At 69.7% G+C, this 15030-nt stretch carries 11 protein-coding genes; 7 read left to right on the top strand and 4 right to left on the bottom strand.

All coding sequences use genetic code 11. The features are described 5' to 3' along the window. Positions 1-43: 43 nt before the first annotated feature. The 4 genes from AC1DCJ_RS06935 to atpC form a co-directional block, all read right to left on the bottom strand. Positions 44-2419 carry a ribonucleoside-diphosphate reductase subunit alpha gene (locus AC1DCJ_RS06935; RefSeq protein WP_478070508.1) on the bottom strand — a complete coding sequence of 792 codons (2376 nt, stop codon included), beginning with the start codon at positions 2417-2419 and terminating at the stop codon, positions 44-46. Positions 2420-2834: 415 nt separating this feature from the next. Then, positions 2835-4016 (bottom strand): DASS family sodium-coupled anion symporter, encoded by a 1182-nt coding sequence (locus AC1DCJ_RS06930; protein WP_478070507.1) that lies wholly within the window; start codon positions 4014-4016, stop codon positions 2835-2837. Positions 4017-4030: 14 nt separating this feature from the next. Continuing rightward, on the bottom strand, positions 4031-4285 hold the full coding sequence (locus AC1DCJ_RS06925; RefSeq protein WP_478070506.1) for an anion permease: 255 nt from the start codon (positions 4283-4285) through the stop codon (positions 4031-4033). A 27-nt stretch (positions 4286-4312) separates the two neighbouring features. Next, positions 4313-4774 (bottom strand): ATP synthase F1 subunit epsilon, encoded by a 462-nt coding sequence (gene atpC, locus AC1DCJ_RS06920; protein ID WP_137189552.1) that lies wholly within the window; start codon positions 4772-4774, stop codon positions 4313-4315. Positions 4775-5044: 270 nt separating this feature from the next. Here atpC and AC1DCJ_RS06915 point away from each other — a divergent pair, with 270 nt between their 5' ends. Genes AC1DCJ_RS06915 through AC1DCJ_RS06885 form a run of 7 tightly spaced genes read left to right on the top strand, consistent with a single transcriptional unit; the run spans position 5045 to position 14692 of the window. Further along, on the top strand, positions 5045-6244 hold the full coding sequence (locus tag AC1DCJ_RS06915) for an MFS transporter (protein WP_448135883.1): 1200 nt from the start codon (positions 5045-5047) through the stop codon (positions 6242-6244). Continuing rightward, on the top strand, positions 6241-7440 hold the full coding sequence (locus AC1DCJ_RS06910) for an isochorismate synthase (RefSeq protein WP_478070505.1): 1200 nt from the start codon (positions 6241-6243) through the stop codon (positions 7438-7440). Before AC1DCJ_RS06915 ends, AC1DCJ_RS06910 begins: the two co-directional genes overlap by 4 nt. Then, positions 7440-9092, top strand: coding sequence for a (2,3-dihydroxybenzoyl)adenylate synthase (locus tag AC1DCJ_RS06905; protein ID WP_478070504.1), 1653 nt, complete (start codon positions 7440-7442; stop codon positions 9090-9092). The genes AC1DCJ_RS06910 and AC1DCJ_RS06905 overlap by 1 nt, the downstream gene beginning before the upstream one ends. Further along, a complete protein-coding gene (locus AC1DCJ_RS06900; protein ID WP_478070503.1) occupies positions 9092-9727 on the top strand; it encodes an isochorismatase family protein in 636 nt (211 codons plus the stop codon). Before AC1DCJ_RS06905 ends, AC1DCJ_RS06900 begins: the two co-directional genes overlap by 1 nt. Further along, positions 9724-9990 (top strand): phosphopantetheine-binding protein, encoded by a 267-nt coding sequence (locus tag AC1DCJ_RS06895; protein WP_141057986.1) that lies wholly within the window; start codon positions 9724-9726, stop codon positions 9988-9990. Before AC1DCJ_RS06900 ends, AC1DCJ_RS06895 begins: the two co-directional genes overlap by 4 nt. Further along, positions 9987-13934 carry an amino acid adenylation domain-containing protein gene (locus AC1DCJ_RS06890; protein WP_478070502.1) on the top strand — a complete coding sequence of 1316 codons (3948 nt, stop codon included), beginning with the start codon at positions 9987-9989 and terminating at the stop codon, positions 13932-13934. Before AC1DCJ_RS06895 ends, AC1DCJ_RS06890 begins: the two co-directional genes overlap by 4 nt. Beyond that, on the top strand, positions 13931-14692 hold the full coding sequence (locus tag AC1DCJ_RS06885; protein WP_478070501.1) for a 2,3-dihydro-2,3-dihydroxybenzoate dehydrogenase: 762 nt from the start codon (positions 13931-13933) through the stop codon (positions 14690-14692). The genes AC1DCJ_RS06890 and AC1DCJ_RS06885 overlap by 4 nt, the downstream gene beginning before the upstream one ends. Positions 14693-15030: the final 338 nt, after the last annotated feature.

The raw sequence follows: 15030 nt of genomic DNA, 5'->3' as shown, positions 1-15030 counted from the left end.
TTGTCGGGTTGCGCATGTATGCATGGTTGACGACCAACGGTCGTCAGCTACCACACCATTCGCATTCGTCGATGTCGATGTCGTTGGAGCGCACGTAGTAGGTGGTTTTCAGGCCTTCACGCCAGGCGCTCATGTGCAGCGCGAGCAGGGTGCTGGCGCGGATGGTGCTGGGCACGTACAGGTTGAAGCTGATCGACTGGTCCACGTGGCGCTGGCGGCGCGCGTTCTGGCGGATGCTGGCGAACTGGTCCAGCCGGTAGGCGCCCTTTTCGTAGTACGGGTAGGTGTCCAGCGACAGCCCGGGCGCGGCCACGGGGCGGCGGAAGTCCTTCTTTTCCTCGTAGTAGAACGCCCCGTACACCGGGTCGATGGAGGCGCTGGAGCCGGCGATCTGCGCGGTGCTCATGTTGGGCGCTACCGCCAGCAGCCAGCCGTTGCGCAGCCCGTGCACGCTGACCTGCGCGGCCAGTTCCTGCCAGGCCGGGCTGTCGTAGTGGCGCGCGCGGAAGTACTCGCCGGTCTGCCAGTCGCTGCCCACGAAAGTGCTGTAGCGGCCCTTTTCCTCGGCCAGGCGCATGCTGGCCTGGATGGCCAGGTAGTTGATGCGCTCGTACAGGCTGTCGGCATAGTCTTCGGCCTGGGTGTCGTTCCAGTCGATCTGTTTCAGCGCCAGCAGGTGGTGCCAGCCGAACGTACCCAGCCCGATCGCGCGGTACTTGCGGTTGGTGATGGTGGCCTGCGGCACCGGCAGCTGGTTGAGGTCGATCACGTTGTCGAGCATGCGCACCTGGATCGGCACCAGCCGCTCCAGCACATCGCTGGACAGCAGGTCCGGCGCCGCAGTGACCGCACGCCCCAGGTTGATCGAGGACAGGTTGCACACCACGAAATCGCCGGCCTGGCGGGTGGTGACGATCTGGTCGCCACTGATCATCTCCTGCATCAGCCGGGTGGGGCTCATGTTCTGCAGGATCTCGGTGCACAGGTTGCTGGAATACACCTTGCCGGCGTGCTTGTTCGGGTTCATCCGGTTCACTTCGTCCCGGTAGAACATGAAGGGGTTGCCGGTCTCCAGCTGGCTGACCATGATCCGCTTGAACAGGTCGATGGCCTTGATCGTGCGGCGGCTGATGCGTTCGTCGGCCACCACCTCGGCGTAGCGGTCGCGGAAGCTGCCCTGGCCGCGTTGTTCGTCATGGAAGTCCTGCAGGTACCAGCCCTTGATCCGCTTCACTTCGTACGGGTCGAACAGGTACCAGTCACCGCGCCGCTCCACCGCCTCCATGAACAGGTCGGGCAGGCACACCGAGGTGAACACATCGTGCGCGCGCAGGCGCTGGTCGCCATTGTTCAGGCGCAGGTCCAGGAAGCTCTCGATGTCGCGGTGCCACACATCCAGGTACACCGCGATGGCGCCCTTGCGCTGGCCAAGCTGGTCCACGCTGACGGCGGTGTTGTTGAGCTGCTTGATCCACGGCACCACGCCGCCGGATGAATTGGCCACGCCGCGGATCGCCGACCCGGCCGAGCGCACGTAGCCCAGGTACGCGCCCACGCCGCCCCCGTGCTTGGACACGCGGGCCACGTCGGTATTGGAGTCGTAGATGCCCTGCAGGCTGTCGTCCACGGTGTCGATGAAGCACGACGACAGCTGCCCGCCGGTCTTGCCGGCATTGGCCAGGGTGGGCGTGGCCACGGTCATGTACAGGTTGGACAGGGCCCAGTAGGCCTCGCGCACCAGGCGCATGCGCCGCGCGCGGGTACGGTCGCCGCTGAGGTGTTCGTTCTGCATCAGGTACAGCGCGATGGTGAGCCAGCGCTCCTGCGGCAGTTCGTACACCGCCCGCGACGGGTCGGTGGCCAGGTAGCGCGTGGCCAGCAGGTACAGGCCGTTGTACGCAAACAGCAGGTCGCGTTCGGGGTCGATCATCGCCCCGGCCTCCTCCAGCTCTTCCTTGGAATACGCCTTCAGGATGTCGATCGAGTAGACGTTGCGATCGGCCAGGCTTTCCTGCAGCCCCACGTACGAGCCGTATCTGAGGCTGGCGTCGTAGAAGCGGTTCTTGCTGGCGCGCTTGTACAGACGGCGCAGGTACAGCCGCGCGGCGAAGTGCTCCCAGTCCGGCGCCACCAGATCGATACGCGATTCGGCTTCGCGGATCAGCAGGTCCACCAGTTCGTTGGCGCTCAGCTGTTCGCGCCGATGCACCAGCGCCAGCACGGCGCGCTGGTAATCGGCCAGGTCCAGCTGCGGAAACTCGGCGTGCACGGCCTGGATCGAGCGCAGCAGGCGGGCCTGCTCGAACGGCATGCGCCGGTTGCCGCCTTCCTTGCTGATCCACAGGCCATCGCCACTGCTGGCAACGGTGGATTCCAGTGCGGCGGCGGCGTGGGTAAGGGTGCTGTCTTCGGTGATCATTGTCAGTCCATGCGGTACGCAGGAGTCGCGTCGCGATGCGAGCATCGCGACGAACGGGCGGGCGTCATGGAGGCAGGGGGATCATCCCCGGAAGGGTCCGGGTAATACACTCGCTTCCAGGCGCTGTTCGGGCGGTCATGCCGGGCGGCCGGGGTGGCCTGCGGGGGCATGACGGGGAACCGGGCCTGGCGGAAGCGGGGAGCCGATGAACACAACATAGTGTGGGTCTTCCTCATCGTCAACATCATATGTTGGGTTGAGGCGGTCACCGGCGTGACCAAACGCCGCAGCCGATTGCTCCCCGGTAGAGCCGACCGTTGGTCGGCTGCGTCGGTGTGCGGTGTGCGGCGTGCGGCGTGTTGCCGCCGTGTGTCTATCTACGATCAGGCGAACGGCAGTCGACCAACGGTCGGCTCTACCAGTATCCCAGCACCTTCCACCACGCACCGCCGACCACGGCGAACACCACCAGCTCGAACACGCACATCACGAACCCGACGCGCCACCACGTTCCCAGGCTGACGTAGCCACTGCCGAAGATGATCGGCGAGGTGCCGGTGGCGTAATGGGTGAGCGTCATCATGATCGCCGAGCCGGCGGTCATCATCAGCATGAAGGGCACCACGTACTCGGCCGGAATCAGCAGGGCGCCCACGCCGAGGAAGGCCAGCAGCATCGCGCTGATGTGCGCGGTGGTACTGGCGAACAGGTAGTGCGAGAACACGAACGCCAGCACCAGCACCGCGGCGATGGCTTCCCAGCCCATGCCGCTGGCCACGATGGCGCCCTTCATGCCCTCGGAGAACCAGCCGATCACGCCGAGTTTGTTGAGCTGTTCGGCCATCATCACCAGCGCGCCAAACCACACCAGCGTGTCCCACGCACTCTTTTCCGACAGCACGTCGTCCCAGTCGATGGTGCCGGTGATGATCAGCACGAACAGGCCCAGGAAGGCGACCACGGTGGGGTCCAGCGTCCACGCCGGCCCGAACAGCATGGCCGGCACGTTCGCCCACAACACCAGCAGCAGGCCGAAGGTGCCCATCATCACCTTCTCCTTCGGCGCCAGCGGGCCCATCCGCGCCAGTTCGGCGCGCGCGTAGTCCACCGCGTTCGGCGTGGCCTTCAGTTGCGGTGGCGACAACAGGTAGATCACCAGCGGCATCAGCAGCAGGCAGACCAGCCCCGGCACCAGCATGCACAGCGCCCAGGTGGTCCAGGTCAGGTGGAACTGCTGGCCGGTCGCCTTGGCCACGTAGTCCACCACCAGCGGGTTGGGCGCGGTGGCGGTAAGGAACATCGCCGAGGTGATCGGGTTGGCGTGGTAGTTCACCAGGGCCAGGTAGGTGCCGACCTTGCCTTCGGTGCCCTTGGCCGGGTCCGAATCGAACGCGTTGGCGATCGAGCGCATCACCGGGTGCACGATGCCGCCGCCGCGGGCGGTGTTGCTGGGCGTGAACGGCGCCAGCACCAGCTCGCACACCGCCAGGCCATAGCCAACGCCCAGCGTGCGCTTGCCGAGCAGGGCGATGAACATCAGCCCGATGCGGCTGCCCAACCCGGTCTTCTTCAGGCCGCGCGAGATCAGGATCGCCACCACGATCAGCCAGATCAGCGGGCTGGCAAAACTGCTGAGGGCGTCGGTGATGGCGCCCTTGGACGCCCGATCGGCATCACCTTGAGGATGATCGCCACGATGGTGGTCAGGAAGATCGCCACCAGCCCCCAGGCCTTGGGCGTGAGCCCGGCCGGGCAGGGCAGCAGCAACAGGGTGACCAGCACCGCCGTGGCGATCAGGGCCGGCACCAGCCGGAACGGCACCGCCCCGTTGAAGTAGCGGAACAGGTCCTGCAGTCGCTTGAGCATCGCGGAGTCCTTGCGGCGGGTGCGGGATTACTTGAAAGGCAGCGAGCGCAGCTGCTGCAGGCGCTGCAGCGCCAGTTCGGCGTGCACCTTGGCGTTGTCGGGGTCGGTCATCTCGGTGGCCATCGGCGATGCAGCCGCCTCACGCGCGGCACGGGCGCGGGCGTCGTCCAGGTTCTCGCTGCGCAGGCCCAGGTCGGCCAGCACGATCACCTTGCCCGGTTGCACTTCCACATGCCCGCCCGATACATACACATGCAGCGGCGGCTCCGCCCCGACCGGAAATACCGACACCATGCCCTCGCGCAAGGTCGCCAGCAGCGGCGCATGCTGCGCCAACACGCCGAAACGCCCTTCACTGCCCGGCAGGCTGATCTCGCGCACGTCGCCGCTCCAGATCTCGCCGGTGAGGCTGATGATCTGCACCGGCAGGCCGTGCGCGATGTCGGCGACGATGCCGGGAAGGGCTGCTGCGGGAGGAAGTAACGCCATTGCAAAGGCCGCGGTGGGAGTGGACCCAGCTTAGTCGGGTCGGTGTGTGCACGGGTTGATCGACATCAATGCCCCGCGTGCAGGGGAGCCGCGCGTCCTGGCCGCCGCGCGCCGATGAATGACACGCCACCACGACCGGGAATCCGCGAATGCGACCTGTTATCATTTGACGGGATAGCCACGGCGATCCTCGCATCGTCGAAGCCGATCGATCCGACGCGCCGCCTTGCAGCGTTGCGCGCCCTATTCCCTGATTGGCAGTGGTGTTCCATGCATGAGCGTTCGGTAGTACCCGGCTTGCCGGCCCTGGTGTTCGCGGCCTTGACCGGCACCATGGCGATGATGGCCTTCGTGGCGGTGGTGGGGCCGGTGGTGCGCCTGCTGGGCCTGGCCGAGTGGCATGCCGGCCTGTCGGTCACCGCTGCCGGGGTGCTGTGGATGCTGTCCGCGCGCCGCTGGGGCAGCCTGAGCGACCGCATCGGGCGCAAGCGCGTGCTGCTGATCGCACTGGCGGCCTACGTGCTGATCTACGTGGCGATGGCGATCTTCGTCGATGCCGCGTTGGCGCGCCCGCCGGCGCTGTGGGTGTCGGTGCTGGTGCTGGTAGGCACGCGGGCGCTGGTGGGGCTGTTCTATGCCGCCGTGCCGCCCACCGCTGCCGCGCTGGTAGCCGACGGTGCCGCGCCGGGCCAACGCGCCTCGGCCATGGCCAAGCTCGGCACCGCCAACGCGCTGGGCATGGTGGTCGGGCCGGCCGCCGCCGGGTGGATCGCCTTCCACCAGTTGTCGCTCACCCTCTACATCGCGGCGTTCCTGCCGTTGCTGTCGCTGGCCGCCATTGCCTGGCGCCTGCCGGCGGACGCGCCGCTGCGCACGGCTACCCCGGGTCCGCGCGCGCGGCTGGGCTGGACCGATGCACGGCTGCGCCTGCCAATCCTGGCGGTGTTTGCCGCCATGGTGTCGGTGACCATCGCGCAGGTCACCGTGGGCTTCTTCGCGATCGACCGCCTGCACCTGTCGCCGGCCGACGGCGCGCGTGCGGCCGGCCTGGCGCTCACTGCCGTGGGCGTCGGGCTGATCCTGGCGCAGGTGCTGGTGATGAAACTGGTCGGCGTGCCGCCGCGGCGCTGGATCGCCCTGGGCGCCCTGGTATCGGGCATCGGGTTCGCCTCGGTGGCGCTGGTGGACGCACGCTGGGAACTGCTGCTGGCCTACGCGGTGGCGGCGTTCGGGATGGGCTTCGTGTTTCCGTCGTTCCAGGCGCTGGCGGCCGATTCGGTGCAGGCCCATGAGCAGGGCGCTGCCGCAGGCACCGTGGCCTCGGTGCAGGGCCTGGGCATGGTGATCGGGCCGATGCTCGGCACACTGCTGTACCAGTGGCGGCCCAGCGCGCCATACCTGTTGGTGGGCGCGCTGCTGCTGGTGTTGTCGGTGGCCGCGGCACGCCACCGCGCCGGAGCACCGGCATGAACGACAGCGCGCAGGCACGCCCAGTGCGCGACGACGACAGTGCCGTGGTGGGCGATGCCGCCGTGACCACGCCCTTCCTGCTGCGTGCGCCGTTGCGCTCGCTGCACACGCAGGGGTGCCGTGCGCGGCTGCCGGCCGGTGGCACCGCCACCCTGGCCGCGCGCGTAGCGGCCTTCTTCGCTACGCCGCGCGCCGGCCTGCCGCTGCTGGTTGGCGCGCTGCCGTTCGATCCTGACGCTGACGACGCGCTGCACCAGCCGCAGGCCCTCTCGACCGCGGCGCTGCCATCCGCGCCGCCGGCAGCGACGTTCAACGGTGGTATCGCCGCAGAACCCAGTGCCGCGCAGTACGCAGGCGCGGTGGGCGCGGCGTTGCATGACCTGCAGCAGCCGGCACCGGCGCTGCACAAGGTGGTGTTGGCCCGCAGCCTGCTGCTGCAGGGCGCGCAGGACGTCGATCCGCACGCCCTGGCCGCGCGCCTGGGCCACGACCCCAGCGTGGCCACCTATCTGGTGACGCTGCCCGGCGGACGGCAGGAACCCCCGGCGTGGCTGGTGGGCGCAACCCCCGAACTGCTGGTGTCGCGTCGCGGTGCGCGGGTGCTGTCGCATCCACTGGCCGGTTCGGCCCGGCGCCATCCCGACCCGGCCGAAGATGCACGGGTGGCGCAGGCGCTGCTGGCCTCGGCCAAGGACCACGACGAACACCGCCATGTGGTGGAGGCCATCGTGGCGGCACTGGCGCCGTGGTGCAGCCACATCGAGGCCGAGCCGCGGCCTTCGCTGCATGCCACCGCCACTATGTGGCACCTGGGCACGCGGATCGAGGCCACGCTGGCCGACGCGCGCACGCCGGTTGCCGCGCTGGTGGCCGCGCTGCATCCCACCCCGGCCGTGTGCGGTACGCCGCGCGCGCTTGCGCTGCGCACCATTCGCCAGCTGGAACCGGTACCGCGCGGCTTCTATGCCGGCGCGGTTGGCTGGACCGATGCCGACGGCGATGGCGACTGGTACGTGGCGATCCGCTGCGCCCGCGTGCAGGGCCCGCAGGTGCGTGTGTACGCCGGCGCAGGCATTGTTGCCGGCTCACAGCCCGCGCTGGAAGTAGCCGAAACCGACGCCAAATTCGGTGCTGTGTTGAACGCCCTGGGCGTCGATGCGCTGCCTTCCATACGCGTTAACGGAGTTGGTTCCTGATGAACGAGAGTGCTTCCCCCGCGCTGGTGCCGCTACGCCAGAGCTGGCCACCGGCCCTGGTGGCGCGCTATCGCGCCGCCGGCTACTGGCGTGGCGAAACCCTGCCGGGCGTGCTGCGCGAGCGGGCCACCCGGTTTGCCGACGACATCGCCGTGGTCGGGGGCGAGGTGCGGCTGAGCTACGCGGCGCTCTGGCAGGAGGCCGGCCGGATCGGTGCGGGGTTGCTGGCGCGCGGTCTGGTGCCGGGCGACCGGGTGGTGGTGCAGCTGGGCAATACGCCGGCATTCGTGACGGTGGTCTGCGGGCTGTTCCGGGCCGGATTGATTCCGGTGTACGCATTGCCGGCGCACCGCATCACCGAGGTGCGCCATGTGCTGGACAAGGCGCAGGCACGTGGGTACATCGCGGCAGACAGGCAGGACGGCTTCGACTACCGCGTGCTGGCGCGCGAACTGCAGGCGCTGCTGCCAGCGCTGCAGCACGTGCTGATCGTCGGCGACGCCGGCGAGTTCGGCGCGGTGGACAGTCTGCAGGGCGACGCGGCGCTGCTGCCGCCCGATCCGGACCCGCAGTCGGTGGCGTTCCTGCAGTTGTCGGGCGGCAGCACCGGCTTGTCCAAGTTGATTCCGCGCACCCACGACGATTACATCTATTCGTTCCGCGCCAGCAACGAGATCTGCGGCATCGCGCGCGACAGCGTGTACATGGTCGCGCTGCCCGCGGCGCACAATTTCCCGATGAGCTCGCCCGGGTTCCTGGGCGCGCTGTACGCCGGCGCACGCGTGGTGATGAGCCCGGGCCCCGGGCCTGACGCGGCCTTCCCGCTGATCGCGCGCGAGCGCGTGACCTGCGTGGGGCTGGTGCCGCCGCTGGCCTTGCTGTGGGCGCAGGCCGCGGCCACCACCGCGCACGACCTGGGCAGCCTGCAGGTGCTGCAGGTAGGGGGCGCCAAGCTGGTGCCGGAAGCGGCGCGCCGGGTGATCGACAGCCTGGGCTGCCGCCTGCAGCAGGTGTTCGGCATGGCCGAAGGCCTGGTCAACTACACCCGCCTGCACGATCCGCTGGACGTGGTGGTGGGCACCCAGGGCCGGCCGATCTCGCCCGACGACGAGGTACTGGTGGTGGACGACCACGGCCACCCGGTCGCGGAAGGCGGCATCGGCCACCTGCTCACGCGGGGCCCGTACACCATCCGCGCGTACCACAACGACCCGGCCGCCAACGCGCGTTCGTTCACCGAGGATGGCTACTACCGCACCGGCGACATGGTGCAGCAGTTGCCCGGTGGCTACCTGGTGGTGCAGGGCAGGGCCGGCGACCATATCAACCGGGCCGGCGAGAAGATCTCCGCCGAGGAGATCGAAGACCATCTGCTGGCCCATGCCGAGGTATTCGATGCCGCCGTGGTGTCGATGCCCGATGCCTTCCTGGGGGAACGCAGCTGCGCGTTCGTCATTGCACACGGCACCCCGCCCACCGCCGCCAGCCTCAAGGGCTGGGTGCGCGGGCGTGGCCTGGCCGCGTTCAAAGTGCCCGACCAGGTGGTGTTCGTGGAGGCCTTCGGCACCACGGCGGTCGGCAAGATCAGCCGCCGCGAACTGCGCGCGCAGCTGCGCGAACGTTACCTTGACCAGACAGGAGAACCGCGCTGATGGCGCTGCCCAAGATTGCCCCGTATCCGTTGCCGCTGGCCGGTGAACTGCCGCCGCCGCGCGGCCCCTGGGTGCCGCGCACCGAACGCATGGCGCTGCTGGTGCATGACATGCAGCAGTACTTCCTGGCCGCGTTTGCCGCCGACGCTGCGCCGCTTGCGCCGGCCGTGGCCAACATCGCCCGCCTGCTGGCGCACTGCCGTGGGCGCGACATCCCGGTGTTCTACACCGCCCAGCGTGGCAACCAGGACCGCCGTGACCGCGGCTTGCAGGCCGACCTGTGGGGCCCGGGCATGAGCGCCACCGCCGAGCACGAAACCATTCTTGCCGCACTGGCACCAGCCCCCGGCGACCACGTGCTGGTCAAGCACCGCTACAGCGCGTTCCAGCGCAGCAACCTGGACACGATGCTGCGCGCCCGTGGCCGCGATCAGCTGCTGGTGACCGGCGTGTATGCGCACATCGGCTGCGCGGCGACCGTGACCGAAGCCTTCCAGCGCGACATCGAGGCGTTCATCGCCGCCGATGCAGTGGCCGACTTCTCGCGCGCCGACCATGACCTGGCCCTGCACCTGATCGCGCGCACCTGTGGCGTGCCCCTGACCACCGACCAGCTGTTGAAGGCCCTGGCATGAACACCCCCGCACACGACCTCCCGCTCGACCTGGAGCGCATGCGTGCCGACGTGGCTGGCATGCTGGGCGAAGCACCCGAGACAATCGGCGACGACGACAACCTGATCGACCTGGGCCTGGACTCGATGCGGGTGCTGGGCCTGGTGCTGGCGTGGGGCAACACCGGGATCGCACTGGAATTCAGCCACCTGGCCGAGCACGCCACGCTGGCCGGCTGGTGGGGCGTGGTGCAGCGGCTGCAGGGCAGCGCTGCGCGCGCATGAAGGCCGGGCAGGGCGCGGACGCACCCGGGGCACAGGCACAGCCGCGCCCGCAGGCCCTGAGCGAAGCGCAGACCGGGCTGTGGTATGCGCAGCGACTGGCGGCGGCACCGGCGGCGTTCAACACCGCGCATGCACTGTGGATCGACGGTGCGTTGGATGTCCCGCGCTTTGCGGCCGCTGCCAACGTCGCCGCGCATGAAGCCGAGGCGCTCGCACTGCGTATTGCCGACGGTGCCGACGGCACACCGCAGCAATGGCACGTGCCCGCGCATGTGCCACTGCTGGAGGTGGTGGACCTGTCCGCGCTGCCGGACCCGGTGGCCGCTGCACGCAGCGCCATGGACCAGGACCGCCTGCGTGCGGTGGATCCGGCGCGCGACAGGCTCGCGCAGCAGCGCCTGTTCGTGCTGGGTGGCGCGCGGCATCTCTGGTACCTGCGCGTGCATCACCTGGCCACGGACGGCTACGGCATGGCGCTGTTCACCGAGCGGGTCTGCGCGTTGTATGCGGACGCGGATGCCGAGGCGGCAGCGCTTGCCCCGTTGGCCCCGGTGCTGGCCGATGATCGGGACTACCGCCACGGCGAACGCCGCGCCGCCGATGCGGCCTACTGGCAGCAGTACATGGCCGGTGCCCCGGCGGCGGAAGGCCTGGCGGGCGCCAGTGCGCCGGCCGCCGCCGATGCCCTGCGCCACGTCTGCGACCTGCCTGCGGCGCTGCGCCGCAGGCTGCTGGCGGTGGCCACGCAGATCGGCCAGCCGTGGCCGGACCTGCTGACCACGCTGGGCGCCGCGTACTGCCGCCGCTTCAGTGCGCTCGATGAAGTGGTGCTGGGTATCCCGTTCATGGGCCGGCTCGGCAATGCGTCCGCGCGCGTGCCGGCAATGGTGATGAACGTGTTGCCGCTGCGCGTGGCCGCCCGCGACGCCAGTCTGGGCGAGACCGTGCAGGCCACCGCACGCGACCTGCTGCGTGCCCGCCGCCACGGCCGCTACCGCGGCGAACAGCTGCGCCGCGACTTGGGCCTGGTCGGCAGCCAGCACCGTCTGCACGGCCCGATGATCAACGTGCAGCCGTTCTACCGGGCACTGCCGCTGGCGGGCGTGCAGGTGCGGCTGGACGTGCTGGGCACCGGCCCGGTGGACGACATCACCTTCGGTTTCCGTGGCGATGGCACGCACCACCTCGACCTGGAGATCGAAGCGAATCCTGGCGTGTACGCGCCCGCCGAGGTCCAGGCGCATGCCGCGCGGCTGCTGCACTTCATCGACGCCGCACTGGACGCGCATGATCGTGGCTTGCGCATGGACGACATCGCGTTGGCCACGCCGGCCGAAGCGCAGCGCTACCTGTTCGAGGTGAATGCCACGACCATGCCGCTGCCCGACGTGTCACTGGTGGCGCTGCTGTCGGACGGCATGCAGGCCAACCCCGACGCCACCGCGCTGGAGTTCGACGGGCAGCGCCTCACCCATGCCCAGCTGGAACAGCGCAGCCGCGCAGTGGCGCTGCAGTTGCAGGCGATGGGCGTGGGCCGCGAATCCCGCGTGGTGGTGGCATTGCCGCGCTCGCTGGAACTGGTGGTGGGGCTAGTGGCCATCCTGCGCGCCGGCGCGGCCTACCTGCCGGTGGACCTGGCCCATCCGGACCAGCGACTCGCCCGCATCCTGGCCTCGGCCCAGCCCTGCTGCGTGCTGGCCGACGACACGGCGGCGGCGCGGTTTGCCGGCTATCGCGTGCTGGCACCGGCGCAGTGGAGCACGGGCGATGCGCGCGAACTGCCCGACACCGTGCAGCCGCAGGACGCCGCCTACGTCATCTATACCTCCGGCTCCACCGGCGAGCCCAAGGGCGTGCTGGTGGAGCATCGCGCCATCGTCAACCGGTTGCAGTGGATGCGCAGCCATTACGGCATCGGCGCCGATGCGCGGATCCTGCAGAAGACGCCCGCCACCTTCGACGTCTCGGTCTGGGAATTCTTCCTGCCGCTGCTGTGCGGGGCCACGCTGGTGATTGCGCCGCCCGACCTGCACCGTGACCCGGTGGCGCTGGCCGGACTCATCCGCCGCGCCAACATCAGCGTCGTGCATTTCGTTCCGTCGATGCTGGATGCGTTCCTGGCCGTGCCAGCGGCGCGCGGCCTGCAGCTACGCCAGGTATTCACCAGTGGCGAAGCGCTGGAGCCGGCATTGCGCGACCGGTTCCATGCCACCGTCGACGCCGAACTGCACAATCTTTATGGTCCCACCGAAGCGGCCGTCGATGTGAGTTGGTGGCCGGCCGACCGCGACGACCGCAGCAGCCCGGTGCCGATCGGCTACCCGGTCTGGAACACCCGCCTGTACGTGCTGGACGCGCACATGCGGGCGGTGCCGCCGGGCGTGCCGGGTGACCTGTACCTGGGCGGCGTGCAGCTGGCCCGCGGCTACCTGGGCCGCGACGACCTGACCGCCGAACGCTTCCTCGCCGACCCGCATCTGCCCGGTGAGCGGATCTACCGCAGCGGCGACGTGGCGCGCTGGCGCGTCGACGGTGCCGTGGAGTATCTCGGGCGCAGCGACCACCAGGTCAAGCTGCGCGGACTGCGCATCGAGCTCGGCGAGATTGATGCCGCGCTGCGCCTGCAGCCGGGTGTGGAACGCGCTGAAACGCTGCTGCGCGAAGACCGGCCCGGCGAACGGCGGCTGGTTTCCTATGTCTCCGGCGCGGCGTTGGACCCGGTGGCGCTGCGCGCCGGCCTGGCCGCACGCGTGCCGGACTACATGGTGCCCGCAGCGCTGATGGTGGTGGCGCAGTGGCCGGTGACGGCAAACGGCAAGCTGGACCGCGCCGCATTGCCGGTGCCGACGCTGGGCGCGGTGCCGGGCCGCGCGCCTAGCACGGACAGCGAGCGCCAGCTGGCCGCGTTGTTTGCGCAGGCGTTGGGCCTCGATGACGCGCCCTCCGCCGATGCGGACTTCTTCAGCCTGGGCGGTGATTCGCTGTCGGCGGTGCACCTGCTGCTGGCGATCCAGCAGCACTGGCGGCGTGATCCGGGCCTGGGCGCGGTGTTCGCCCACCCCACGGTGGCGGCACTGGCCCGCGTGCTGGACGCCCCGGAGCACGGCACGGACCACGGCCTGTCGCCGATGATCGGGCTGGCGCGCGGTGAGCCGGGCAGGGCACCGCTGTTCGTCGTCCATCCCGCTGGCGGCATCGCCTGGAACTACCGCGACCTGGCCCGTGCGCTGCAGCCGGCACGCGATGTCCATGGTCTGCAGTCGCCCGCGCTGGATGCCACGCAGCCGCTGCCCGACAGCATCGACGCCCTGGCCGCGGACTATGTGGCGCGCGTGCTGGCACTGCAGCCGAACGGGCCGGTGCACCTGCTGGGCTGGTCGGTGGGCGGCATCATCGCCCAGGCCATGGCCGTGCGCCTGCAGGCGCTGGGTCGCCGTGTCGGCGAGCTGGTGCTGCTGGATGCGTATCCCAGCGAATGCTGGCGGGCCGAACCCGAGCCGGACCCGATCGCGGCGCTGCGTGCGTTGTTGGCCATCGCCGGGCATGACCCCGACGCCCACCCCGAACTGGACAGTCGCGCGCGCATCATGGCGTTCCTGCGCCGTGGCGACAGCGCGCTGGGCAACCTGCCCGAACCGGTGCTGGACGGCGTGGTCCGCGCGGTCACCGGCACCAACCGGTTGATCCGCGCACACCATCACGCACCGTATCGCGGCGTGCTCAGCCACGTGCGTGCCGGCCGCGACCACGCTGCGCGCCCGTATCTGCAGGCATCCCTCTGGGCCCCGCACGCGGCAACGATCGAGGCAATCGAACTCCCGTTCGTGCATGCCGAGCTGACCGGCCGTGATGCTGTCGCACAGATCGCGCCCTGGCTGTCGGCGCGGCTGCAGCGCAGCGACGCCCTCGATATCCGTACGCCCCCACAGGAACAATCTTCATGAAACTCACTGGATTCGACGGCACGCTGGCCGTGGTCACTGGCGCTGCCGGCGGCATCGGCGCGGCGCTGGTGCAGCACCTGCTGGACAGCGGGTGCGTGGTGGTCGCCACCGACCTGGCTGCGCCCGCGCTGCCGGCGCACCCGAACCTGCATGCCAGGGCGCTGGACGTCAGCGATGCCGGTGCAGTGGATGCGCTGGTCGGCTGGGCCGAGACCACGCTGGGGCCAGTGGGCTTCGGCATCAGCGTGGCCGGTGTGCTGCAGGTAGGTACGGTCGACCAGATCGACGACGCGCAATGGCGCCGGGTGTTCGCGGTCAACGCCGACGGCGTGTTCCACCTGTCGCGCGCGTTGGCGCGGGTGATGACTCCGCGTGGCAAGGGGGCCATCGTTACCGTCAGTTCCAATGCTGCCGGTGTTCCGCGGCATGGCATGGCCGCCTATGCGGCATCGAAAGCGGCCGCCACGATGTTCACGCGGTGCCTCGGGCTGGAACTGGCTCCCCATGGCATTCGCTGCAACATCGTCGCACCGGGCTCGACCCTGACCCCGATGCAGACCGGCATGTGGGAGGACGCCGATGGCGCGCAGCGGGTGATCGAGGGCAGCCCGGCGACCTACAAGGCCGGCATTCCGCTGCGCAAGCTGGCCAGCCCCGACGACGTCGCCCAGGCGGTGATGTTCCTGCTGTCCGACCAGGCCGGCCATATCGCGATGAGCGATCTGTATGTGGACGGGGGCGCCACGTTGCGCGGTTGAGGGCGCCGGGTAATGCCGCGCCGCGTAGAGCCGGGCTCTGCCCGGCTGCTCTTCGCGCACGGCTTCGGATGCTCTGCAGCCGACCAACGGTCGGCTCTACCGGGCCGGGCACGCCCGACATGTCCGGGTGCCACGATAGGGCCGGGGCCGCCCGACATGCCCGACATGCCATGCCCGGGGTGGCCGGAGGTGTCGTGCGACGTCTCGACGGTCGCACGACACCGCGGTGGCGCGACACCGCGTAGAGCCGGGCTCTGCCCGGCTGCTCTTCGCGGACGGCTTCGGATGATGTGCAGCCGACCAACGGTCGGCTCTACCGGATGATCTGCAGCCGACCA

This window comes from Stenotrophomonas sp. 10N36 (genome assembly GCF_056395005.1).
This window is presented reverse-complemented; position numbering and strand designations above follow the sequence as displayed.